Annotated in this window: 24 protein-coding genes and 1 pseudogene; 10 read left to right on the top strand and 15 right to left on the bottom strand. The window is 68.6% G+C overall.

Annotation, left to right across the window (positions count from 1 at the left end; all coding sequences use genetic code 11):
- Window positions 1–54 precede the first annotated feature (54 nt).
- The 4 genes from AC4GYU_RS02075 (at window position 55) to AC4GYU_RS02060 (ending at window position 5,029) form a co-directional block, all read left to right on the top strand.
- Window positions 55–888 carry an RcnB family protein gene (locus AC4GYU_RS02075; protein ID WP_491085247.1) on the top strand — a complete coding sequence of 278 codons (834 nt, stop codon included), beginning with the start codon at window positions 55–57 and terminating at the stop codon, window positions 886–888.
- A gap of 96 nt (window positions 889–984) precedes the next feature.
- Window positions 985–2,835 (top strand): DUF885 domain-containing protein, encoded by a 1,851-nt coding sequence (locus tag AC4GYU_RS02070; protein ID WP_491085246.1) that lies wholly within the window; start codon window positions 985–987, stop codon window positions 2,833–2,835.
- A gap of 119 nt (window positions 2,836–2,954) precedes the next feature.
- A complete protein-coding gene (locus AC4GYU_RS02065; RefSeq protein ID WP_491085245.1) occupies window positions 2,955–4,394 on the top strand; it encodes a protoglobin domain-containing protein in 1,440 nt (479 codons plus the stop codon).
- A gap of 275 nt (window positions 4,395–4,669) precedes the next feature.
- Window positions 4,670–5,029 (top strand): hypothetical protein, encoded by a 360-nt coding sequence (locus AC4GYU_RS02060; RefSeq protein ID WP_491085244.1) that lies wholly within the window; start codon window positions 4,670–4,672, stop codon window positions 5,027–5,029.
- 34 nt (window positions 5,030–5,063) lie between these two features.
- On the opposite strand, the gene AC4GYU_RS02055 is transcribed toward AC4GYU_RS02060, so the two are convergent.
- The 3 genes from AC4GYU_RS02055 to AC4GYU_RS02045 all read right to left on the bottom strand — a co-directional run bounded on the left by AC4GYU_RS02055 (window position 5,064) and on the right by AC4GYU_RS02045 (window position 6,250).
- Complete coding sequence (locus tag AC4GYU_RS02055; protein WP_491085243.1) at window positions 5,064–5,582, bottom strand: hypothetical protein; 519 nt, start codon at window positions 5,580–5,582, stop codon at window positions 5,064–5,066.
- A gap of 66 nt (window positions 5,583–5,648) precedes the next feature.
- Window positions 5,649–5,834, bottom strand: coding sequence for a hypothetical protein (locus tag AC4GYU_RS02050; RefSeq protein WP_491085242.1), 186 nt, complete (start codon window positions 5,832–5,834; stop codon window positions 5,649–5,651).
- Window positions 5,831–6,250 (bottom strand): hypothetical protein, encoded by a 420-nt coding sequence (locus tag AC4GYU_RS02045; protein ID WP_491085241.1) that lies wholly within the window; start codon window positions 6,248–6,250, stop codon window positions 5,831–5,833. Before AC4GYU_RS02045 ends, AC4GYU_RS02050 begins: the two co-directional genes overlap by 4 nt.
- A 283-nt stretch (window positions 6,251–6,533) precedes the next feature.
- Here AC4GYU_RS02045 and AC4GYU_RS02040 point away from each other — a divergent pair.
- Both AC4GYU_RS02040 and AC4GYU_RS02035 read left to right on the top strand, forming a co-directional pair.
- Window positions 6,534–6,884: pseudogene (locus tag AC4GYU_RS02040) on the top strand (SMI1/KNR4 family protein); the annotation flags it as partial.
- A gap of 64 nt (window positions 6,885–6,948) precedes the next feature.
- Window positions 6,949–7,386, top strand: a complete 438-nt coding sequence (locus AC4GYU_RS02035; RefSeq protein ID WP_491085240.1) for a GFA family protein — start codon at window positions 6,949–6,951, stop codon at window positions 7,384–7,386.
- 23 nt (window positions 7,387–7,409) lie between these two features.
- Here AC4GYU_RS02035 and AC4GYU_RS02030 read toward each other — a convergent pair whose 3' ends face one another.
- The 3 genes from AC4GYU_RS02030 to AC4GYU_RS02020 all read right to left on the bottom strand — a co-directional run bounded on the left by AC4GYU_RS02030 (window position 7,410) and on the right by AC4GYU_RS02020 (window position 9,030).
- Window positions 7,410–7,919 carry an STM3941 family protein gene (locus AC4GYU_RS02030; RefSeq protein ID WP_491085239.1) on the bottom strand — a complete coding sequence of 170 codons (510 nt, stop codon included), beginning with the start codon at window positions 7,917–7,919 and terminating at the stop codon, window positions 7,410–7,412.
- 86 nt (window positions 7,920–8,005) lie between these two features.
- Window positions 8,006–8,464, bottom strand: coding sequence for a hypothetical protein (locus AC4GYU_RS02025; RefSeq protein ID WP_491085238.1), 459 nt, complete (start codon window positions 8,462–8,464; stop codon window positions 8,006–8,008).
- Between the two features lie 74 nt (window positions 8,465–8,538).
- Window positions 8,539–9,030, bottom strand: coding sequence for an Lrp/AsnC family transcriptional regulator (locus AC4GYU_RS02020; RefSeq protein ID WP_491085237.1), 492 nt, complete (start codon window positions 9,028–9,030; stop codon window positions 8,539–8,541).
- Window positions 9,031–9,147: 117 nt separating this feature from the next.
- Between AC4GYU_RS02020 and AC4GYU_RS02015 the strand changes: the two genes are divergently transcribed.
- The gene (locus tag AC4GYU_RS02015) at window positions 9,148–10,287 is read left to right on the top strand and encodes a S41 family peptidase (RefSeq protein WP_491085236.1); all 1,140 of its coding nucleotides are present in this window, start codon (window positions 9,148–9,150) and stop codon (window positions 10,285–10,287) included.
- Between the two features lie 18 nt (window positions 10,288–10,305).
- On the top strand, window positions 10,306–10,473 hold the full coding sequence (locus AC4GYU_RS02010; RefSeq protein ID WP_491085235.1) for a hypothetical protein: 168 nt from the start codon (window positions 10,306–10,308) through the stop codon (window positions 10,471–10,473).
- Here the strand turns inward: AC4GYU_RS02010 and AC4GYU_RS02005 are convergent.
- Window positions 10,470–12,053, bottom strand: a complete 1,584-nt coding sequence (locus tag AC4GYU_RS02005; RefSeq protein ID WP_491085234.1) for a lysine--tRNA ligase — start codon at window positions 12,051–12,053, stop codon at window positions 10,470–10,472. The two genes, AC4GYU_RS02010 and AC4GYU_RS02005, sit on opposite strands and share 4 nt — an antisense overlap.
- 166 nt (window positions 12,054–12,219) lie before the next feature.
- On the opposite strand from AC4GYU_RS02005, the gene AC4GYU_RS02000 reads away from it, so the two are divergent.
- Entirely contained in the window at window positions 12,220–12,561 is a 342-nt protein-coding gene (locus tag AC4GYU_RS02000) for a GIY-YIG nuclease family protein (protein WP_491085233.1), read from the top strand.
- Between the two features lie 77 nt (window positions 12,562–12,638).
- A complete protein-coding gene (locus tag AC4GYU_RS01995) occupies window positions 12,639–15,383 on the top strand; it encodes an ATP-dependent DNA helicase (RefSeq protein ID WP_491085232.1) in 2,745 nt (914 codons plus the stop codon).
- Between the two features lie 28 nt (window positions 15,384–15,411).
- On the opposite strand, the gene AC4GYU_RS01990 is transcribed toward AC4GYU_RS01995, so the two are convergent.
- The 8 genes from AC4GYU_RS01990 to AC4GYU_RS01955 all read right to left on the bottom strand — a co-directional run bounded on the left by AC4GYU_RS01990 (window position 15,412) and on the right by AC4GYU_RS01955 (window position 22,473).
- Window positions 15,412–15,753, bottom strand: a complete 342-nt coding sequence (locus AC4GYU_RS01990) for a MerR family transcriptional regulator (RefSeq protein ID WP_491085231.1) — start codon at window positions 15,751–15,753, stop codon at window positions 15,412–15,414.
- Between the two features lies 1 nt (window position 15,754).
- Window positions 15,755–16,090, bottom strand: coding sequence for an integration host factor subunit alpha (locus AC4GYU_RS01985; protein WP_491085230.1), 336 nt, complete (start codon window positions 16,088–16,090; stop codon window positions 15,755–15,757).
- Between the two features lie 116 nt (window positions 16,091–16,206).
- The gene (locus AC4GYU_RS01980; RefSeq protein WP_491085229.1) at window positions 16,207–17,169 is read right to left on the bottom strand and encodes a beta-ketoacyl-ACP synthase III; all 963 of its coding nucleotides are present in this window, start codon (window positions 17,167–17,169) and stop codon (window positions 16,207–16,209) included.
- A 4-nt stretch (window positions 17,170–17,173) separates the two neighbouring features.
- A complete protein-coding gene (plsX, locus tag AC4GYU_RS01975; protein ID WP_491085228.1) occupies window positions 17,174–18,217 on the bottom strand; it encodes a phosphate acyltransferase PlsX in 1,044 nt (347 codons plus the stop codon).
- Window positions 18,218–18,261: 44 nt separating this feature from the next.
- The gene (rpmF, locus tag AC4GYU_RS01970) at window positions 18,262–18,441 is read right to left on the bottom strand and encodes a 50S ribosomal protein L32 (RefSeq protein WP_029941941.1); all 180 of its coding nucleotides are present in this window, start codon (window positions 18,439–18,441) and stop codon (window positions 18,262–18,264) included.
- A gap of 167 nt (window positions 18,442–18,608) precedes the next feature.
- The gene (locus AC4GYU_RS01965; RefSeq protein WP_491085227.1) at window positions 18,609–19,274 is read right to left on the bottom strand and encodes an MBL fold metallo-hydrolase; all 666 of its coding nucleotides are present in this window, start codon (window positions 19,272–19,274) and stop codon (window positions 18,609–18,611) included.
- Window positions 19,271–21,202, bottom strand: coding sequence for a S9 family peptidase (locus AC4GYU_RS01960; protein ID WP_491085226.1), 1,932 nt, complete (start codon window positions 21,200–21,202; stop codon window positions 19,271–19,273). Before AC4GYU_RS01960 ends, AC4GYU_RS01965 begins: the two co-directional genes overlap by 4 nt.
- Window positions 21,203–21,213: 11 nt before the next feature.
- Window positions 21,214–22,473 (bottom strand): dipeptidase, encoded by a 1,260-nt coding sequence (locus tag AC4GYU_RS01955; protein WP_491085225.1) that lies wholly within the window; start codon window positions 22,471–22,473, stop codon window positions 21,214–21,216.
- Between the last annotated feature and the right edge of the window lie 24 nt (window positions 22,474–22,497).

Genomic DNA, 22,497 nt, shown 5'->3' with positions numbered 1-22,497 from the left:
CTCAGCCGCAAAGGCAAACATTCGGGTGAACAAACACCCCAGTGGATGATGCCCATGCGTACTGCCCTCTTGTCCCTTCTCCTTCTCGGCACCGCCGCGCCCGCGCTTGCCGCACCCGACGGCGAAGCCCGCGACGAACGCCGGATGCAGCGGGAGGAGCGGCGCGAGGCGCGGGCTTCAGCTGGCGGCGAGGAGCGCGAGCGCCCGCGTTTCACCCGCCCCGAGCGTGCCACCGAGCCGCGCCCCGAGCGGCCCGAGCCGATGCCGCAGATGGCCCGGCCCGAGGTTGAGCGCGTCCGTCCCGCTGAGGCGCCGGCCGCGCGGGATGGCGACCGCCGCCCGCAATTCACCCGCCGCGACCGGTCGGCGCCGAGCGAGGCGAACCGCGAGGATTCGGTCGCCAACTGGCGCTGGCAGGAGCGCGAGGCGGCGCGCCGCGATCGCCGCGACCGCGATGCCGCGCCGCTGCCGGGCGAGCGTTCCGCCGAGGCCATCCCGCCGGTGCTGACGCCGCGCGTCGTCAGCCCGCAGGGCGCGGACCGCCGCACTGCCGACCGGCTTCGGGACCGTGTCGCGGCCGAGGGCTGGCGGCAGGACTGGCGCCGCGACCGGCGCTACGACTGGCGGCGGCACCGCGACCGCGACCGCAGCCGCTTCCACGTCGGGCTCTACATCGATCCGTTCGGCTGGAGCTACCGCCCCTGGCAGCTCGGCTGGTCGCTCCCCTCGCGCTTCTATTCGACCCGCTACTGGATCAACGAGCCGTGGGAATATCGCCTCCCCCCGGTCGCGCCGCCCTACCGCTGGATCCGCTATTACGACGATGTGCTGCTGGTCGATCTGAGGACCGGCCGGGTGGTCGACCGGATCCCCGACTTCTTCTGGTAGACAGGGCAGGGCGGTTGATCGAAGACACGGTTGCGGGGCGCCTCCGGGCCGCCCCGTGCTGACCGCATCGTCTTCACCGGGGAAAGCCGCACGTCCATGATCAATCGCCTGCTCCTGATCGGCACGAGCCTCGTCTCGCTCGCCGCTTGTGCCACCGCGCCGCAGGAGCCGGCGGCGCCGCCGATCCTCGTCACCCCGGTCCCGGCGCCGTCGGCGGAGGAACTCGCCAAGGCCGAGCACGACAAGCTGTTCGCGCTCTTCCAGCAGAGCGACGAGGCTAATCTCAAGCGCAATCCACTGAACGCCCTGTTCCGCGGCGACATGCGCTACGCCGACCGGCTCGGCGACAACATCACCGACGCTTATTATGCGGGCGAGAAGGCGGCCTCGGTGCAGGACCTCGCCGGGCTCGCGCAGATCGACCGGGCGAAGCTCAACGCGACCGACCAGATCGCTTATGACGTCTTCAAGTTCCAGACCGAGGACACGCTGCGCGGCTACCAGGACGACCTCCTGTCGCTGACCCGCGTGCGGCCGATGAACCACTTCTTCGGCATCCACACCTTCTACCCGACCTTCGCCAGTGGCGAAGGGGCGGCGCCGTTCAAGACGCTCGAGGATTATGAGAACAACCTCAAGCGCCACCGCGAATTCGTCATCTATCTCGACCGCGCGATCGGGCGCTGGCGCGAGGGCATGGCGGCGGGCGTGGTCGATACCAAGCTGACCGTCCGCAACATGATCGAGCAGCTCGACAATCAGCTCAAGCAGAAGCCGGCGGAGAACAGCTATCTCGGCCCGATCCGCAAGTTCCCGGATTCGATCGCGGCGGCCGACCGGACCCGCCTCACGGCCGAATATCAGGCGGCCTATGCCGACGGCATCCGCCCCGCTTTGACCCGCGTGCGCGACTTCCTCAAGACGGAATATCTGCCGCGTGCGCGCGACGGTGTCGGGCTGATGTACATGAAGGGCGGACCCGAGCTCTACCGCTACTTGATCAAGTCGACGACCACGCTCGACATGACCCCCGAGCAGATCCACGACCTCGGCCTGAGCGAAGTCGCGCGGATCACCGCCGAGATGGAAAAGGTCCGCACCGAGGTCGGCTTCAAGGGCGATCTCCCGGCCTTCTTCAACTATCTGCGCACCGATCAGCGCTTCAAGCCGAAGAGCCGCGAAGGGCTGACGCAGGGCTATTACGACATCGGCAAGAAGGTCGACGCGCAGCTGCCGCGCTATTTCTCGACCATGCCGAAGGCCAAGCTCGAGATCCGGCCCTACGAGCCGTTCCGCGAGAAGTTCGAGGCCGGCGGCTCCTACCAGAACGGCACCCCTGACGGCTCGCGGCCGGGCGTCTTCTACTTCAACGCCTATGACCTGCCGAGCCGGACCACGCCGGGGATGACCACCCTCTACCTTCACGAAGGTTCGCCGGGGCATCACTTCCAGATCAGCCTGGCGCAGGAGAATGAGGCGCTGCCGGCGTTCATGCGGTTCGGCGGCAACACCGCTTATGTCGAGGGCTGGGCGCTCTATGCCGAGACGCTGGGCTACGACATGGGCTTCTACCAGGACCCGTATCAGCGGATGGGCACGCTCGACGACGAGATGCTCCGCGCGATGCGGCTGGTGGTCGACACGGGCATCCATTCCAAGGGTTGGACCCGCGACCAGGCGATCAAGTACATGCTCGACCATTCGAGCATGGGGAAGACCGACGCCACCGCCGAGGTCGAGCGCTATATCGCCATCCCCAGCCAAGCGACCGCCTACAAGATCGGGGCGCTGACCATCCAGCGGCTGCGGCGCAGGGCCGAGGCCGAGCTCGGGCCGAAGTTCGACGTCCGCGCCTTCCACGATCAGGTGCTCGGCACCGGGGCGCTGCCGCTGGCGGTGCTGGAGCAGAAGATCGATCGCTGGATCGCCGCCACCAAGGCGAGCTGACGCCCCGTCATATGCGCGGACCTTCCGGGTCCGGTCGCTTCCCTTCCTAGAATGGAGGTGGGGAAGCGACTGGAGCGGGAGTGACCATGTCCGACGATATGTCTGCGCGACTGACATTCATGAATTTCACGCCGGCGCAGCGCGCCACGCTGGCCGGCAGCAGCGACCTGTTCGGGCGACTGATCCCGCCCGCGCTCGACGGCTTCTACGAGAAGGTCCGGGCGACGGGCGCGACCGCCCGCTTCTTCCGCGACCAGCCGCAGATGAGCCGGGCGCAGCGGGCGCAGGAAAGCCACTGGACCCGCCTCGCCAGCGGGCGGTTCGACACCGACTTCGAGAACAGCGTCCGGCGGATCGGCTCGGTCCATGCGAGGATCGGGCTCGAGCCGCGCTGGTATATCGGGGCCTATGCGCTGGTGCTCGAGCATGTGCTGCACGGGGTGAAGCGCCATTATGGGCTCTTGGCCCGGCTCAAGCGGCGCTTCGCGGGGCCGTCGCAGGAGGATCTGACCATCGCACTGGTCAAGGCCGCGCTGCTCGACATGGAATTGTCGGTGTCGATCTACTTCGAGCAGAGCCAGGTCGAGCGCAACCGGGCGATCGAGACTCTGAAGGCGGCGCTGTCGGCCCTGGCGGCGGGCGACCTCAGCCACGACCTCGACGATCTGCCGGGCAGCTTCTCGACCATCCAGGACGATTACAATGCCGCGCTCGCGCAATTGCGCAGCCTGATCGGCGACGTGATCGAGGGGGCGGGCGCGATCGAGAGCGGCTCGACCGAGATCGCCCAGGCCGCCGAGGACCTCGCCCGCCGCACCGAGAGCACCGCCGCGAGCCTCGAGGAAACGAGCGCCGCGGTCAGCCAGATGAACGAGCGGCTGCAGGCGACCTCGCAGGCGGCCGACCAGACGGTCAAGCGCGCTGACCAGACCAACGCCGCGGTCGCCAGCGGGCGGCAGGTGGCAGGCGAAGCGGTCGAGGCGATGCAGCGGGTGAGCGAGAGCGCGCGGGGCATCGACAGCGTGATCGAAGGGCTCGACAAGATCGCCTTCCAGACCCGGGTGCTGGCGATGAACGCGGCGGTCGAGGCGGGCCGCGCGGGCGAGGCGGGGCGCGGCTTCGCGGTGGTCGCCGACCTCGTCAGCGCGCTCGCCATGCGGGCCGAGGAGGAAGCCAAGAAGGCGCGCGACGAACTGACCGGGACCCAGGAGGGCATTGCGACCACGGTCCAGGCGGTCGAGCGGGTCGACAGCGAATTGCAGCGGATCGCGACCGACGTCGAGGCGGTCCACGACCTCCTCGGCGGGATCGCCAGCGACAACCAGGCGCAGGCGCTGGCGATCACCGAGATCAGCAGCGCAGTCGGGCTGATGGACCGCTCGACCCAGCAGAATGCGGCGATGGTCGAGGAGACCTCGGCCGCGGCGCGCACCCTCGCGGCGGAGGTGACCAAGCTCAACGAGAAAGCGGGCCAGTTCGCGGTGACGAAAAGCGGCGGCGCGACCGGGGCGCGGGGACTGCTGGCGAAGGTCGAAGCGCGGATCGGTCGCGCGGCCTGAAGGAGGCAGGGTCACGAAGGTGACACAGGACGGGTGGTCGGCGGCGATGGCATCCGATGCCGCAAAGCGGAGAAAACGGCCATCCGGAAACGTCGGCCGAAGGTGACGTGCCGTGACCTGCGGGGCTGGCGGGGGCGATAGTCAGCGAAGAGAAAGAGCGACGGCTGGCGAACTGTATCGGTTAGTTGAGCATTCGAAATCCTACTTTGCAAGGCTGCCCGTCGCCATGCCGGACGGCAAGACAATGCTTACCTTGTCCCGCTATTCCCGCGTCCATGGGTCTCATTTTGGCAAGCACCGGCGCGGCCCTGCTCGCGCAACTCATCTGCCTGCCGTTCCTGGTGGGCGCGCGGGCCCCTGCCGAGTTCATCGGATGGCTGATGATCCTCGCCATCTTCATCGCGCCCGGCTCGGCGATGCTCTTCATGCTGCTGTTCGCGATATTGCAGGCGGCCGCGCTCAACGAGGGGGCGACGCTCGCCATCGGGATCCTGACCCCGCCGCTTCTCGCCGCGGCAGCGATGGGCTGGAAGGACCGCAAGCTGGCGCTGGCGCGCGGCAATTACATCGTCTGGTCGCTGCTGGTCGGCGCAATCGCCGGCAGCCTGACGCTGATCGGTAGGCTCGGCGCCTGACACCGTCTGCGAACGTCCGGTCGAAGGCCCGCCGCTAGGGGTTGCTGCACGAATGCTGATCCTGATGCGCCTTGCGGTAGGGGCTTGATCCGGCGCCGTAGAGCGGAATGCATTCGCGCTGTGCGGAGGGCGGGAGGAAGGCGAGATCATCGCCATCGACCGCGCCCCGAAAGCGCCCGTCGTCGCCCGTCTCGCGCGGCTGGTCCGCGAAGGGAATGGCCCGGGGCGCCGTATTGCCGGAGAGGGCGAACATCTCGCTGTTGCCGCCGCCACCGATGATGATCAGGCGGCCATCGCGTGCCCAGTAGAGGCTCGCGCGCTGTGCCGGGCCCCAGTCTTCCCACAGCAGGCGCCGGGACGACCCGTGCGGCGAGGAGACGACCGCTTCGAACCGCCCGTCGCTCATCGTGTCGGCCCAGATCTGAATATTCACGGCCGCGCCGGGCACGGGCAAGGGAACCACCACCTCTTCGGCCGGCCGAAAGAAGATGCAGCCGGCAAGCGCAAGGACGGCCGCCGCCGGGACGGCCAAGCGAAGAAGGCGGGAGGCCATGAGTTGGCGATGATGCCCCGTTCGGGCCGAGGCTTGCAATGGGGTTGGCCGTGCCGGGGTAGAAGGTCAGCAGCGGCCCGGAGGTCCACAATAAGTGGCGGCAAGGGTCATCAGGGCGAGCACGGCGAAGATCATGCCGATGCATCCGGCCAGCATGACGAGGGGCTGGGCGCGGTCGAACCGGTCGGCTGGCGAGGCTTCGAGCCAATCCTCGACGAAGGAAGGCTCGCGGTCGGGATCTCGGTAACTCACGCGGCTCGATCCTCAATGCCGGATGGTCGCGGCGGCAGGGTCGGCCCCGCCATGGGTCGGCGCGCGGCGGAGGCGAGCCGGAGGCGCCGCAGGACGAGACAGCCCAGCGCAGGGATGGCAAGGCCGATGGCGAACCATGCGAAGCCCCATCCTTGATCCCCGACCATCACCGGCCAAGTGACCGGCACGGCAAGCGCGACCCCGACGAGCAGCATGGCGAGGAGGGGCAAGGGCGCAAGGAGCGGCAGCGCCGTGAAGGCAGCGACCGCGAACAGGCCGGCAAGGGACGCGACGAGCAGGACTTGCGCCGCGGCCGGAAAGGGATGCCAGCCGTAACCGATCGCCCAGAGGGTGGGAGGCAGGAACAGCACCATGGCGGCGGCAGGCAGGGTCAGCAGCGCCCGACGGGACCGCACCCCCCGCAGCTGCCCTATCGCCAAGCCAAGCGCTGCCGGAGGCCCGAGGAAGAGCAGGAGAGGAAGGAGCCAGTCCATGCCGCCTGATGCGGTCTGGGTAGAGAAGCTGCAACGTCCGCAATGGGTGGAAAGCGGGCATTCGGCTCTTTCCCTTCCGTCTGCTGGGGCGCTACCCAACGACCGTGAGCATGCGCCGCTTCATCTCGCTCTGGACACATCCCGACTATGCGCCTGCGCCGATTAGCTCGGACGAGCTTGAGCGCGTTGAACAACTCTCCAGACACAGCTGCCATCGGACTATAAAGAAGCCATCCTGGAGTTCGGGCTGCCGCGACCAACAATCGAATTGCTCACTGCCATTTGCGACCGCCACCTCGACGTCCCCGATGTGAGTGACTTCCTTGGCCCTGACGAGATTGTGGCGGTGACGGGCGACTGGCGCGACCTTGGCCTGCCTGAAGAGCTTTTCGCCTTCGCGACGGACTGCATGGGAAATCTGTTCTGCTTTCCCTCGGACCCACACGACGCCGTGCAGCCCGTTTTCTATTGGGACCACGACAGCAAGGAAGTGAACATGGTCGCGCCCTCGTTCTCCGGCTGGATTGAGGATTTTTGCCGCCTGGCTCCGAATTGAGCGACTGTCTGCAAGGGGTCGAAAGCGCACATAAGCGAAGCAAGGACCTTTCGGGAGTTTGCGAATGTCCGGGATCGAAGGCCAGTGTCTGTGCGGCGGCGTGAGGGTTCGCCTGCCTTTTCCGGTCACGGACGTGGGCGTGTGCCATTGCGAGCGGTGCCGCCGCTGGGGGAGCGGGCCCTGGATGTCGCTTCAGGTGCCCGAGGCGGTGGTCAGCGGGGACAGCCTGGCGATCTTCCGGTCGTCGGCGTTAGCGGAGCGGGGCTTCTGCGAGAAATGCGGAACGCACATCTTTCATCGCCCGCAGGATGGTCCGGAACTGGCGGTCTCGTCCGGCCTCTTTCGATCGGACCAATTCCACATCGCCCGTGAAATCTTCAGCGACGCGAAACCGCCTTATTATCGGTTCGTCGCCGACAGCGAGAAACGGTCGACGATGAGCATGGCGATCGAGTGGTTGCCGACGCTGCTCTGGCGTCGTGCCAGGCGCTTGTTGCGCTGAGGATCGCCGGTCTCGCGGGACCGTCAGCGGGAATTGCGGAAATAGGTGATGGCGGCGAGGGTCTCGTCGAAGCGGCGGTCGGTGCCGGTCATCGAGATGGTGATGTCGCCGCCCGTCAGCGCCTTGTTCGCGCCGGCGATCCGGCCAGCGAGGCCCTTGCCCGGGAAACGCTCGGGATGGGAGAGGTGGAGGACGATCATTTGCTGCTGGCGCATGCTCCAGGTCGTGACGTCGGTGATCTCGGACCAGGGCATCCGCCGGTCGGACCAGGGTGTGTAGAGGATGCCCTCGGGACCGACCTCAAGCTGCGCGCCCTGGTCGCGGAACTTCTTGACGCCGAACCAGGCGCAGGTGCCGAAGAAGAGAAAGGCGAACCAGCCGAGGGCGACGGTGACCGAGGGCGAGAATTTGCGGCTCTCGGGCACCGCGCCGAACGCGCCCGCCATCCACAGGCCGGCGGCCATGAAGCCGAGCGAGAGGAGGATGAGGCCGGCGACGCGCCAGCGGCTGTTGTGCGCGACGAAGCGGTCCATGGTCTCAGCCTAGCGCCGGTGCCGCCGGCTGCAACCGGCGGCGGACGCACGGGGGAGCGCGGCGGCGAGGGGCGGCGTCGGCATCTTCACGCCTCGGGCGAAGCGAAGGCGGCCATGTGGTCGTAGTCGTGCGCGGTCTTGGCGGGGTCGCTCTTGTGCGCGAGGATCGGGAGCTGCGCGCCCTCGGCATGGGCGAGGCGTGAATAATCGTCGAAGGCATAGGTCATGCTGTCGCTGTGCTGGCGATGGTCGACCGGCGAGACGTAGGTGAAGCTGACGTCCATGTAGCCGAGCGCCTCCATGCCCTCATATTCGGGATGGTGGAGGCGCAGGTCCTCGGCCTCGTCGCAGGGCATGTTGCCGGTGGTCGAGGTGGTCTTGGTAAGGACCCCGCGGTCGACCTTCTTGAGGTAGCAGTCGCCAAGCTTCACCGCGGTGATGCTGGCCATGACCGGCGTGTAGTTGGTGCTGTGGTCGATCTTCTGGGCCATGATGGCGACCCCGGCGAACACCACCGCGCCCCCCGCCAGATACAAACGGATCATCGTTGCTCTTCCCCCTCTTTCGGCGGGAGCGATCCTGAAGGGGGTGGGTAAAGATCGGGTAAGCGGGGCGCGGGTCAGGCGAGGCGGACGAAGGGGGCGAATTTCCAGCAGCGCTTGACGAAGCTGGTCTCGTAGCGGCGGATGGCGGGATCGGCGCCGAGCAGGCGCTCGGCCTCGGCGACGAAGGCGTCCATGGAGGCGCAGTCGAGGAGGAGGGCGAGGTCGCGCTCGCCGCTGATCTCGTAGGCGAACTGGACCGTGTCGGCGGCGGCAAGGCGGGCGAGGAGCGCGTCCTTGGCGGCGCGGTCGCCATGCTCGGCGAGCTGGACGAGGACGAGGCCGCGCAGGCGCGGCTCGGTCAGCTTCTCGCCGAGGAGGGCGATGGTGCGGGCGATCCAGCCCTCGGCCCGGAGCCGGCGCAGGCGGCGAGCGATAGCGGAAGGGGAAAGCGCGACACGAGCAGCGATCTCGTCCGCCGTCAGGCTGTCGTCGCGCTGGGCGAGATTGAGCAAAGCGTGATCGAAGGCGTCGAGCATGGCGGTGCCGTTCGTGCCAAAAATTGGCACGGCGCGCACCCCTTTTGCGCGGCGCTGGCAAAGTCGGCGCGTCCCTCCTGCCGTTCATCTGGCGGACAGCGAGCGGGCGGCTTTTCCTCGGGAACAGCAAACGAAGGGGATATATTCATGCGTATCGAGACCCGCCTGATGATCGGAGCCGCGCTGGGGATGGCGGCCCTCGCACTCCCGGCCAGCGCCGCCGTCCAGCCGGCGCCTGCGGCGGCAAGGGCCAAGCCGGCCGGTGCCGCTCTGCCGCTCGAGCAGGGCGAGGGCCGGGCGGTTGCCGCCAAGCTCGCGGACGAACTGGTGAAGTCGTTCGTCTTCAAGGACAAGGCCGAGGATTATGCGGCGATGCTTCGCCGCAATGCCGCGGCCGGACGCTACGACCAGGGCAATCGCGGCGACCTCGCCAAGCTGATGACCGAGGACCTGCTCGCGGTGCACAAGGACGGGCATCTCCACGTGATGCTTGCCCCCGAAGGACCGCCCGGCGGACCAAGCGGCGGCGCGGACCGGGGCCCGCCGAAGAACTGGCCGGCGCTGATCCAGTCGGCGAAGACCATCGCGCCAGGGATCGGCTACATCCGCTTCACCGCCTTCATGGGCCGCGACGAGGAAATGGCGGCGATCAGGAAGTGGCTCGCCGACAATCGCGACGCCGAGACCCTGATCTTCGATCTTCGTAACCACCATGGCGGTGGGCTCGACGAACAGGATGCGATCTTCGCTTACCTCTTCGCCAAGCCGACACCGCTGGTGAAGATGGCGATTGCGAAGGATGTCTACGATACGCGCGGCTCGCCGCTCGAGGCGTCGGCGACGCTCAAGTTCGCGGCCGAGGGCGACAAGATGGTGGGCACGCACAGCGCGCTGCCCGGCGCCGACACGGCGCTGCGCAGCGCCAAGGTCTATCTCCTGACCTCGAACCGGAGCGCCTCGGCGGCCGAGCATTTCGCGCTGGCGCTCAAGACGACGGGCCGGGCGACGCTGATCGGCGAGGCGACCGCGGGCGCCAATCACTTCGGTGGGCCGGTGCCGCTCAACGAGCATTTCGGGGTCTGGCTGCCGATCGGGCGAACCTACGACATCAAGACCGGCAGGGACTGGGAAGGCGACGGGATCGCGCCCGACATCGCGGTCGACCCTGCGCAGGCCCTCGTCGTCGCGCTCGAGAAGGCGGGGCTGAGCAAGGCCGAGGCCGAGCGACTGAACGCGACCGAGGTGCCGGCCGAACCCGTCCACTCGGACAAGCTCCAAGCGCGGTAGCAGGGGGAGGCGACGGTCGTGACGCGGCGGAAGACATCGGTGGCGGCGCTGGGCGCGATCCTGCTCGTCATGGCTCCCGCGGCGGCGCTGCGCGGCGAATGCTGCGAGGCTTGGCCGGCATCGGTGCCTGCCGCGCCGGCCACCCTCGTGACGCTGGTCACGATCGGCGGCGCGCTCGCTCCCTAGGCGAGGGCGTCGGCGATCAGCTTGCGGCTGTTGTCGATCCCGTAGAGCGCGATGAAGCTGCCGAGGCGCGGGCCCTGCGAAGAGCCGAGCAAAGTCTCGTAGGCGGCCTGGAACCAGTCGCGCAGCGCTTCCTTGCCATAATGGGTCTTGCCGACCTCGAAGACGCCGTTCTGGATTGCGTCGCCGGGCGTGTCGGGGGCCAGCCCGGCAAGGAAGGCATCAAGGTCGCGGAGCGCCGCGGCTTCCTTTTCGGTCGGCGCGCGGCGGGCAAGGCCCGGGGCGACGAAGTCGCGGGCATAGGTGACCGCAAGGCCGATCAGCTCGTCCAGCTCGGGGTCGGTCTCGGGTGACGTGCCGGGGGCATAACGCTGCACGAAGCGCCAGGCGGTCGCCTTGTCGGCGACGCCCGGGAGCGAGGCGAGGTTGAGAAGCAGGCCGAAGCTGACGGGCAGGGCGACGGGCTCGGGCACCTTGCCGCCATAAATATGGTGCACCGGATTGCCGAGGCGCTGCTCGACCGGCTGCTCGGGCCAGCGGCCGCGGAACTGCCAATATTCGTCAATCGCGCGCGGGATCAACGCGAGGTGCAGGTTCTTGGCCTTCTTCGGCTCGCGCCAGAGATAGAATTCCAAGGACCGCTCGCCGCCATACTTGAGCCAGTCGTCGAGGGTCAGGCCATTGCCCTTCGACTTGGAGATCTTCTCGCCCTTTTCGTCGAGGAACATCTCGTAGTTGAAGCCCTCGGGCGGCTTTGCCCCAAGGATGCGGGCGATCTTGCCCGACTGCATGGTCGAATCGATGAGGTCCTTGCCGGCCATTTCGTAATCGACGCCGAGCGCGACCCAGCGCATCGCCCAGTCGACCTTCCACTGGAGCTTGGCCATGCCGCCGAGCGCCGACTGGGTGACTTCGCTGCCGTCCTCGTCGGTGAAGGCGATGGTGCCGGCCTCGGCGTCGATCACGCGCACGGGGACCTGGAGGACCCGGCCGGTTGTCGGCGAGACGGGGAGGACGGGCGAATAGGTCTGGCGGCGCTCTTCGCGCAGGGTCGGGAGCATGACGGCGAGGATGTCGTCGAAGTGGCGGAGGACCTGCCGGAGTGCTTCGTCGAAGCGGCCCGAGGTGTAGGCGTCGGTCGCGCTCACGAACTCATAATCGAAGCCGAAGCGGTCGAGGAACTGGCGGAGCAGCGCATTATTGTGATGCGCGAAGCTGTCGTGGCAGCCGAACGGGTCGGGGACCTTCGTCAGCGGCTTGCCCAGCGCGGCCGCGAGGACCTCGCCATTGGGCACGTTGTCGGGGACCTTGCGCAGCCCGTCCATGTCGTCGCTGAAGGCGATCAGGCGGGTAGGCACGCTGCCCCCGGTCAGGGTCTCATAGGCGCGGCGGACCCAGGTCGTGCGGAGGACCTCGGTGAAGGTGCCGATGTGGGGCAGGCCCGAGGGACCGTAGCCCGTCTCGAAGATGACCGGTTCGCCGTTCGGCTTGCCGCTGGGATAGCGGGCGAGCAGCTTGCGCGCTTCCTCGAACGGCCAGGCCTTGGAGGTGAGGGCAGCGGTTCGGAGCGCGTCGTCGGTCATGCGCCCGCGCATGCACATGTTGCAGGTGCGAAGGCAAGGGGTGGTGGGGTGGGGGGCGTGAGCGAGCGGCCGAATGTCTGGTTCTGACTTATTTTAGACTTTGGGGTCGCACCTCCCCGTCACCCCGGGCTTGACCCGGGGTCCGCCTTCCTTCTCCCTGCCGTCCATGGACAAGCAGCCCTGTGTCTATCTTCTGGCCGCAGGCTCGCACTCGACCTTCTACACCGGCGTCACCAGCCACCTTGCCGCGCGGATCTGGCAGCACCGAACGGAAGCGATCAAGGGCTTCACGGCTCGCTACGGGATCAAGCGCCTCGTCTGGTTCGAGATGCACGACACCATGCATGCGGCAATTACCCGCGAGAAGCAGATCAAGCGCTGGGCGCGAGCGTGGAAGTACGACCTCGTGAACGCCGCCAATCCGACGTGGCGCGACCTTGCCGAAGATTTCGCTTTCGAGCCGCTGCCGATAGGAAGGCAGGCAGACCCCGGGTCAAGCCCGGGGTGACGGGAATTGGGGAAGTTGGCGAACACTCGCCACCTTCCTCGTTGCCCTTTCGTTCTCCCGCCGCCACATAGGCTGGCGTGTCCTCCTCCCTTTCCCTTCCTGCGCTCCACGCGAGCCACGCCGGTATCTGGCTGGTGGGGCCCGACGGCGTGCGCGCGGTCGGGCGGGGGGAGGCGATCCGGGCGGTGGCGGAGACGCCGCACCTGATCCTCAATGCGCCGCTGACGGGGCAAAGGCTCGGCTATCCCGAGGTCAGCGGGCTCGATCTCCTCGAACTGTTCGCCTTCGTCCATCCGGCGCGCTTCGTGGTCCCCACGGTGGCGGGCTTCGCGGGCGCGCTGGGGCTCGAAGTGCCGGCGGACGAGGGGGGGCAGGCGGCATTGCTTCCCGAGATCGCCGAACGGCTGCTGGCGGTGCTGGCGAGCGACTGGCCCGAGCGCGAGGGAGCATGGACGAGCAATGTCACGCTGCAGCGGCTCGGCTGGGGCTGGGCCGGGCTGGTCGGGCAGCGGCTGCGCAAGCCCGAGCGCGGCGAGCGGATGCTCTTTTCGCGGCTGGAGCAATGGGAGGAAGCGGCCGAGCGGCCGCCGACGCGGATCATCCGGCTGGGTGACGGCGAGGCCGAGGCGCGGCTGCGGCAACTGACGGGCAAAGGAGCCGAGAGCCGCGACGGCCAGCGCGCCTTCGCTGCCGCCGCGACCCATGCCTTCGCCCCGCGCGACCGGCGTGATTCGCCCAATCTCCTGCTGGCCGAGGCGGGAACGGGGATCGGAAAGACACTGGGCTATCTCGCGCCCGCCTCGCTGTGGGCGGAGAAGGCGGGCGGGACGGTGTGGGTGTCGACCTATACCAAGGCGCTGCAGCGGCAGCTCGATGCCGAAGGACAGCGGATCATCCCCAACGCGGCGGAGCGCAAGCGGCGGATCGTGGTCCGCAAGGGGCGCGAGAATTACCTGTGCCTGCTCAATCTCGAGGATGCGCTGCAGGGGTCGTTCAGCGGCCGGGCGGCGGTGCTGGCGCAACTGGTCGGGCGCTGGGCGGCCTACAGCAAGGACGGCGACATGGTCGGCGGCGACCTGCCGGGCTGGCTTCCGAGCTTGTTCCGCCGGGCGGGCGCGACCGCGCTTACCGACCGGCGCGGCGAGTGCGTCTATGCCGGCTGCCCGCATTATCGGAAGTGCTTCATCGAAAAGGCCGAGCGGGCGAGCCGCAGGGCTGACCTCGTCATCGCCAACCATGCGCTGGTGATGGTCTCGGCGGCGCGCGGGCGGCTGGGCGGAGGGCTCGAGCGGATCGTGTTCGACGAGGGCCACCATCTGTTCGACGCGGCGGATTCGACCTTCTCGGTCGCGCTGACGGGGGCCGAGACGATCGAGCTCCGGCGCTGGATCATGGGACCCGAGCGGAGCACGCGCGGGCGGCGGCGGGGGCTTGCGGCGCGGCTGATGGACGTCTGCTCCTATGACGACGAAGGGGCGGCGGCGCTCGACGCGGCGGTGCAGGCGGCGGGGCTGTTGCCGGCCGACGGCTGGCTCGGGCGGGTGGTCGAAGGGGTGCCGATCGGACCGCTCGAAGGCCTGTTCGCGGCGGTTCGCGACACGGTGCTGGCGCGGGCCAGGGCCGAGGATGCGGGCTATGGGCTCGAGACCGAGCTCGCCGAGCCCGACGCGCGGCTGGTCGAGGCGGCGGCGAGCGCGCTGAGCGCGCTCGAGGCGATGCAGCGGCCGCTGGCGGCGCTGCGGATGCGTCTCGAAGCAGTCCTCGAGGACGCGCCCGACTGGCTCGACGGGGCGGCGCGGGCGCGGGTCGAGGGAGCGATCGCGGGGCTGACCTGGCGCGGCGGCGCGGTCGCGGCCTGGGTCCAGCTGCTGGCGCGGATCGGCGGCGCGGCCGACCCCGACTTCGTCGACTGGCTCAACCTCGACCGGGTCGAGGGGCGCGAGCTCGACATGGGAATCCAGCGCCGCTGGCTCGATCCGACGAGGCCGCTGACGAAGGCGGTGCTCGAGCCGGCGCAGGGGGTACTGGTGACGAGCGCGACGCTGCGGGGCGGCGAGGAAGGATGGGACGTCGCCGACGCGCGGACCGGTGCGGCGCATCTTCCCGGCGCGCCCGAGCATTTCCATGCGGCCAGCCCGTTCGACTATGCCGCGAGCGCCGAAGTGCTGGTGGTGACCGACGTGAAGCAGGGCGACCTCGCCGCGCTGGCCAATGCCTATGCCCGGCTGATCGCGGCGGCGGAGGGCGGCACGCTCGGGCTGTTCACCGCGATCCAGCGGCTGAAGGCGGTGCAGGCGCGGATCGCCGACCGGCTGGCGCGCGACCGGCTCCCGCTTCTCGCCCAGCATGTCGACCCGATCGACACGGGGACGCTCGTCGACATGTTCCGCGCCGACCCGCGGGCGAGCCTGCTTGGGACCGACGCGCTGCGCGACGGGGTCGACGTGCCGGGCGAATCCTTAAGGCTGGTGGTGATGGAGCGGGTGCCGTGGCCGCGCCCGACCGTGCTTCACGGCGCGCGGCGGCTGGCAGGGGGCGGTTCGGCCTATGACGACCGGGTGGTGAAGGCGAGGCTGGCGCAGGCGTTCGGGCGGCTCATCCGCCGGCAGGGCGACCGTGGCACGTTCGTGATCCTCTCGGCCGCCTGCCCGTCACGGCTCTTGAGCGCCTTTCCCGAAGGCGTGGCGGTGAGCCGGGTGCCGCTCGAGGAAGCGGTGGCGCGGGTGGCGGCGTCACGCTCCTTCCCTTCAGGGGAGGTGGCGACGCGGAGCGTCGACGGAGAGGTCAACGCGGGCCGCGAGAACCCCTCAGTCACTTCGTGACAGCTCCCCTGAAGGGGAGCGGCTTAGCTTAGGAAATCGCCGCTTCCAAGTCGGCGCGGAGGCGCTTGAGGGCGTCGATGAGATCTTCCTCGACCGGGAGCGGTTCGGGGAGGGGGTCCTTGCTTTTGAGCAGGGCCTGGACGCCGCGGACGGTATAGCCCTGGCGGTTGAGCAGCTGGTCGATCTGGCGGACCAGCGCGACATCCTCGGGTCGGTAGTAACGGCGGTTGCCGGCACGCTGCAGCGGCTTGAGCTGGGGAAAGCGCGTTTCCCAGTAGCGCAGGATATGCTGGGCGATCCCAAGCTCGGCCGACACTTCGCCGATGGTGCGGAAGGCGTCGGGATCCTTCCCGCCGGTGGCGGCGGGCACTCTAGCCGCGGGCGATACGGTCGCGCATCGTCTGACTGGCGCGGAAGGTCATGACGCGGCGCGGTGCGATCGGCACTTCCACCCCGGTCTTGGGATTGCGGCCGATCCGCTGGCCCTTGTCGCGCAGGATGAAGCTGCCGAAGCCGGAGATCTTGACGTTCTGCCCGTCGGACAGAGCGGCGCACATGTGGTGAAGCAGGCGCTCGACCATGCTGGCCGATTCCGCCCGGCTGAGGCCCAGCTTGCGATGGACCACGTCACCGAGGTCGGCCCGGGTGAGGGTCCCCGCATGCATTTCCGTCTTCTGCCCGCCACGCGGGACGCCTGCGTCGGCCATCCTCTACTCCCGCCCTGTTGCGACGCTCCCCGAGTGCGTCGATGGTGATTGCATACCAACTAAGGTCTTCGTCGGCAAACAGACAATCTCAGGAAATTCCGTTCCCTTTCCGTTCGTTAAACGGAAAGTACGGCCGCTCCCCAGGTGAATCCGCCGCCCATCGCCTCGAGGACGATGGTGTCGCCGGGCTTGATCCGCCCGTCCTTGACCGCGACGTCCAGTGCCAGCGGAACCGAGGCAGCGGAAGTGTTGGCGTGCCGGTCGACGGTCAGCACGACCTTGTCGGGCGACAGGCCGAGCTTGCGCGCGGTGGCGTCGATGATCCGGGCATTGGCCTGGTGCGGCACGACCCAGTCGACATCGGCCGAGGTAAGGCCGGCGGCCTCGAGCACTTCGCCAAGCACGTCGGCGAGGTTGACCACCGCATGGCGGAAGACCTCGCGCCCCTTCATTCGCAGCTTCCCGACGGTCTGCGTGGTCGAGGGCCCGCCGTCGACATAGAGCATTTCGCCCCACTGGCCGTCGGCATGGAGCTTGGTGGCGAGGATTCCGCGATCCTCGGTTTCCTCGGCGCGAAGCACGATCGCGCCGGCGCCGTCGCCGAACAGCACGCAGGTGGTGCGATCCTCCCAGTCGAGGATCCGGCTGAAGGTCTCGGCGCCGATCACCAGCGCGGTCTTCGCATTGCCGCCGCGGAGCATCGCGTCGGCGGTGGTCAGGGCATAGAGGAAGCCGGTGCAGACGGCGTGGACGTCGAAGGCGATCGCGTCCTTGATTCCGAGCGCGTGCTGGACCTTGGTCGCGCTGCTCGGGAAGGTCTGGTCCGGGGTCGCGGTGGCAAGGACGATGAGGTCGATGTCGCTGGCGGCGAGGCCGGCGCTGTCGAGCGCCTTGCGGGCGGCGTCGGTGGCGAGCGTCGCGGTGGTCTCGCCTTCGCCCGCGATATAGCGCGTGCGGATGCCGGTGCGCTCGACGATCCACTCGTCGGAGGTGTCGACCTGCGCGGCAAGCTCGGCATTGTCGACGCGCCGGGCGGGAAGCGCGGAGCCGACCCCGAGGAAGACACTACGCAGGGGCATGATCTCAGGCACTCGTTCCGGCGAAGGCATGCGCGCGGAACTCGTCGAGGTCCGTGGTCACCTGGTTGACGATGTCGCCGCGGACCATCCGGGCCGCGACGGCGATGGCATTTGCGATGCCCTTGGGATTGGCGCCGCCGTGGCTCTTCACCACCAGCCCGTTCAGCCCGAGGAATACGGCGCCATTGTGGTTGTTCGGGTCGAGATGGACCTTGAGCATGTGCAGCGCGGGCTTGGACAGCGCGAAGCCGGCCTTGGAGCGGAGCGACGAGGTGAAGGCGCGGCGCAGCAGGTCGGTGACGAAGCGCGCGGTGCCCTCGGCGGTCTTGAGTGCGATATTGCCCGAGAAGCCGTCGGTCACCACCACGTCGACCTTGCCGCGCGACAATTGGTCGCCCTCGGTGAAGCCGTCGAAGGAGAGGGGGAGATAGGTCGCCTCGCGAAGCATCGCGGCGGCTTCCTTGAGCTCGTCGGTGCCCTTCAGCTCCTCGGTGCCGATGTTGAGGAGCTTCACCCGCGGGCGCTTCAGGCCGAGCGCGGTGCGGGCGTAAGCGGCGCCCATGACGGCGAACTGCACGAGGTTCTGGGCGTCGCACTCGGTGTTGGCGCCGAGGTCGAGCATCACGCAATCGTGGCTGCCCATGGTCGGAAGGAGCGCGGTCAGGGCCGGGCGGTCGATGCCGGGCATGGTGCGAAGCGCGAGCTTGCTCATGGCCATCAGCGCGCCGGTGTTGCCGGCGGAGAGGGCCGCATCGGCCTCGCCTTCCTTCACCGCGTTGATCGCGAGGCCCATCGAGGTCGTGCGGGCGCGCCGAAGCGCTTGGCTCGGCTTCTCGTCGCCGGCGATGCTGTCGGGCGCGTGGTGGATGGCGGCGACGTCGGCGCCGAGCTTCATCCGCCGCAATTCGGGCGCGAGGATGGCCTCGTCGCCGAACACCAGGAAGCGAAGCGAGCGGTCTGCGCGGAGGGCGCGTTCAATGCCGCCCAGCATCGCTGCCGGGCCGCCGTCACCCCCCATCGCATCCACTGCAATCCGCGGAGCGCTCATGGCTTGGGCGCTGGCGTTTCCGCGATTCACGTCAGGGCTGCTCTTCAGGCCTCGGTCGAAACGATCTCGCGGCCGTTGTAGTGGCCGCAGGCCTGGCAGAGATTGTGCGGAAGCTTGAGCTCACCGCAATTCGGGCACTCCTGGAAGCTCGCCGGGGTCAGCGCGTGATGGCTGCGACGCATGTTGCGCTTCGAGGGCGACGTTTTTCTCTTGGGGACGGCCATTGCGGCACCTGTTCTCGATTGTTGCGGTCAAAAAAGAAGGCGACGGTCCTTTGCCGGGCTCACCGGGCGGATGCCCGAGGCGGCGAAGGGATCGTCGCGAACGGATGGGGCCTATAGCGGAAAGCGCAGGGGAAGCAAGGGCGCGGGCCGCAAGGATCGGCCCGCCCTCATGCCAGCACGGCGTCTCCCACGAAGGGATTGCTCGCCCGCTCGCGCTCGAAGCTGCTCATCGGGCCGTGGCCGGGGATGAAGATGGTTTCGGGCCCGAGCGGCCAGAGCTTGGTCCGGACCGAATCGAGCAGCGCCTGGTGGTCCGACAGCGGAAAGTCGGTGCGGCCGATCGAACCGGCGAAAAGGACGTCGCCGACCAGCGCGAGGCGGCTCGGCCGATGGTGGAAGATGACGTGGCCGGGAGTGTGGCCGGGCGTATGGTAGACGTCGAGGACGAGGTTGCCGACCGTCACCTGCTCGCCGTCGGTAAGCCAGCGGCTGGGCTCGAACGGCGAGGCGTCGATGCCATAGGCAGCGCCGTCGTCGGCGAGGCGGGCGATCCAGAACAGGTCGTCGAGGTGCGGGCCTTCGATCGGCACGCCCAGCTCGGCGGCGAGCTGCCCGGCCTGGCCGCAATGGTCGATGTGGCCGTGGGTGAGGATGATCTTCTCGACCTCGACCCCGGCCTGCGCCACCGCGTCGCGGATCCGCGGCAGGTCGCCGCCCGGGTCGCACAGCGCGGCCTTGTTGGTCGCGGTGCACCAGAAGAGGGTGCAATTCTGCTGCAGCGGGGTCACCGGGATGACCACCGCCTTCAGCGGGGGCGTTGCTGTCTCAGTCACTTGAGCAGGGTCTGCTGCCAGAATTGCAGGGTCGACCAGAAGAGATAATCCTGATTCTCCTTCTTGCCGAAGCCGTGGCCTTCATTCTCGCCGACCATGTACCAGACGGGGGTGCCCTGCGCCTTGACCTTGGCGACCAGCTGGTCGGCCTCGGACTTGGGGACCCGGGGGTCGTTGGCGCCCTGGACGACGAACAAGGGCTCCTTGATCTCGGCGATCCGGCGGAGCGGGGAGATTTCCTCGAGCTTGGCGCGCTGGGCGGGGTCGCGCTCGTCGCCATATTCGACCCGGCGCAGATCGCGGCGATAGCTCTGCGTATTCTCGAGGAAGGTGACGAAGTTGGAGATGGCGACGTTGCACAGCGCGCCCTTGAAGTCGGCGGCGTAGCGGATCGCCGAGGCGTAGCACATGTAGCCGCCGTAGGAGCCGCCGGTGACCGCCATGCGGCCGGCGTCGATCGCCGGATCGGCCTTGAGCGCGGTCAGGAAGGCGCCGATGTCCTTGACCGAATCCTCGCGCTTGAAGGGGCCGTTGTCGAGGCTGACGAAGCGCTTGCCGAAGCCGGTCGAGCCGCGGACGTTGGGCAGGAAGACCGCGATTCCAAGTTCGTTGATGAGGTAATTGTCGCGGCCCATGAAGCCGGGGCGTTCCTGGCCCTCGGGGCCGCCGTGGATGTCGACGATCACCGGGCGCTTGCCGGGGAAGCGCTTCGGATCGGGGCGGTAGAGGAAGCCCGAGACGCGCTCGCCGTCGAAGCTCTTCACCTCGACCAGCTGGGCTTCGGGGTTGGCCGAGAAGTCGAGGCCGCCGGTCTCGCTCTTGGTCCAGCGGGTGAGCTTGCCGGTCCTGGGGTTGAGCGACCAGGCGTCGGCGGTGCCCTTGGCCGAATTGAAGGTGAAGCCGAGTTCGCCCCACGGCGCCCATTCGAGGCCGCCGGCGACGCCCACGGGGAGGCTGTCGACGCGGCGCGAGCGGCCGCTGGCGGTGTCGAGCAGGTAGAGGCGGCTGATCCCGGCCTCGTTGGTGAAGTAGGCGATGGTCTTGCCGTCGTCGGACAGGTCGAAGCCGTCGATGTCCCACCGCCCGGCATTGACCACGGGCGTGAAGCGGCCGGTCGCGGGGTCGAGCTTGCCGAGGCGTTGCACGTCGCTGTCCTCGTCGGACAGGACCCAGAGCGTGCCGTCGGGCGCGAATTCGGCGCCGCCGTAGGCGATGTCCTTCTTGAGGTCGCCGATCGGGGTCATGCGGCCCGAGGCGAGGTCGAGGAGATAGGGGTCGCTGTTGGTGACCTGCTTGTAGTTGAAGACCAGGGCGCGGGCATTGCCGGGGGCGAAGGCGGCGATGCCCCAGCCGCCGCCGTTGACCTCGGCGACGCGGCGCTCGGACCTGGGATCGCGCGGGTCGATGACGTAGAGATCGGCGTCGGCGCCGTTGCGGCGGGTGCTCGAATAGCTGAGCAGCTTGCCGTCCTTGCTCCAGGCGCCGAGCTCGTTGCGGCTCTTGCCGTCGGTGAGCAGGGTCAGGCGGCCGCCGTCGAGGCGATAGATCTGGAAGAATTCGTCGCCGCCACGGTCCTTCTGGACGGCAAGCACGTCACCGGACGGCGCCCAGCTGCCGCCGACGGGCTCCGCCTCGAAGCTGATCTGCTGGCGGTCCATGAGCGGCCCGGCGACGCGGTGCAGCTGGGGGACGTTGGCGAAACGGGTGCGGATCAGCATCGAGCGGTCGCGGGCGTTCCAGCCGGCGAAGCTCGCGCTGCGCAATTCCATGTAGGGCCGGGTGCGGGCGGCAAGCTCGGCCGGGACGGGGGGCACGCCGTCGACCGTCAGCGCGGCGGGCTTGGGCACCGCGGCGGGCGACTGGGCGAGCGCCGGAAGGGCGACGAGGGCGGAGGAGGCGGCAAGCGCCAGCGCGATGCGGGACGTCATATGGGGCGATCCTATGGCTGGGTGACGGGCTTCTCAAGCGTCGCCATCGACGGGGAAAGGTCCTTCATCGAACGGGCGGCGGCCTCGGCTCCGCGCAGGGCCCGGAGGACGTTGCCGCCGGCGAGCTTGGCGAGATTGGCGTCCGACCAGCCGCGGCGGATCAGCTCGGCGAAGAGCAGGGGATAGCTCTGCACACCCTCGAGCCCGACCGGGGTGCGCGGGATGCCATCGAGATCGCCGCCGATGCCGACATGGTCGTGGCCGGCGATGCGGGCGACATAGTCGATATGATCAGCGACGTCCTTGACCCCGACCACGGGGCGCGGGTTGGCGGCGACCCAGGCTTCCATCCCCCTCGTGACGGCGGCGGCATCGGCGCGGTTGTAGGTCTTGAGCCGGGCTTCCTGCGCGGCGAATTCGCCGTCCCATTTCCACATGGCGGCGCTGAGAAAGCTCGGGACCCAGGTGACCATGACCACGCCGCCGTTGGCGGGGAGCATGCGCAGCACGTCGTCGGGAACGTTGCGCGGATGGGGGTTCACGCCCGCCGCGGAAGAATGGGAAAAGATGACCGGCGCCTTCGACGCGGCGATTGCGTCGCGCATGGTTGCGGGGGCGACGTGGCTGAGATCAACCAGCATGCCGAGCCGGTTCATCTCCTTCACCACTTCGATGCCGAAGGGCGACAGGCCATCATGCTTGGGCTCGTCGGTGCCTGCGTCGGCCCATTCGGTGGTCTGGTTGTGGGTCAGCGTCATGTAGCGCGCGCCAAGGTCGTAGAAGCGGCGCAGCGCAGCCATCGAGCCGCCGATCTGGCGTCCGCCCTCGATGCCCATCATCGAGCCGATGCGGCCGGCGCGGTGGGCGGCCTCCATCTCGTCGGCGGAGCGGGCGAAGCGAAGGGTCTCGGGATAGGCGTCGATGATCCGATGGGCGGTGTCGACCTGTTCGAGGGTGGTCCGGATCGCTTCGTCGCCGAGCGTGGTGCCGTTGATATAGACCGACCAGAACTGGCCGCCGACACGCCCGGCCTTGAGCCGCGCCATGTCGGTCATCAGCGGCGGCTTCCAGCTGTCGGTGCCGCTGGCGAGGCCCTCGACCTTGCTCCCGTGATCCTCGCGAAGAGCCCAGGGAAGATCGTTGTGGCCGTCGATCAGCGGGGTCCGCTTGAGGATCCGGTCGATCCGCTGCTGGACCTTGGGGTCGATGGTCTGGGCGCTCGCGGAAGAAGCGAGCAGGGCGGCGGCGAGGGTGAGGGCGAGGCTGCGCATAAGGGGTAGCTTTACGAAGGCCGC

The organism is Sphingomonas sp. SP2, from assembly GCF_058313385.1.
This window is presented reverse-complemented; position numbering and strand designations above follow the sequence as displayed.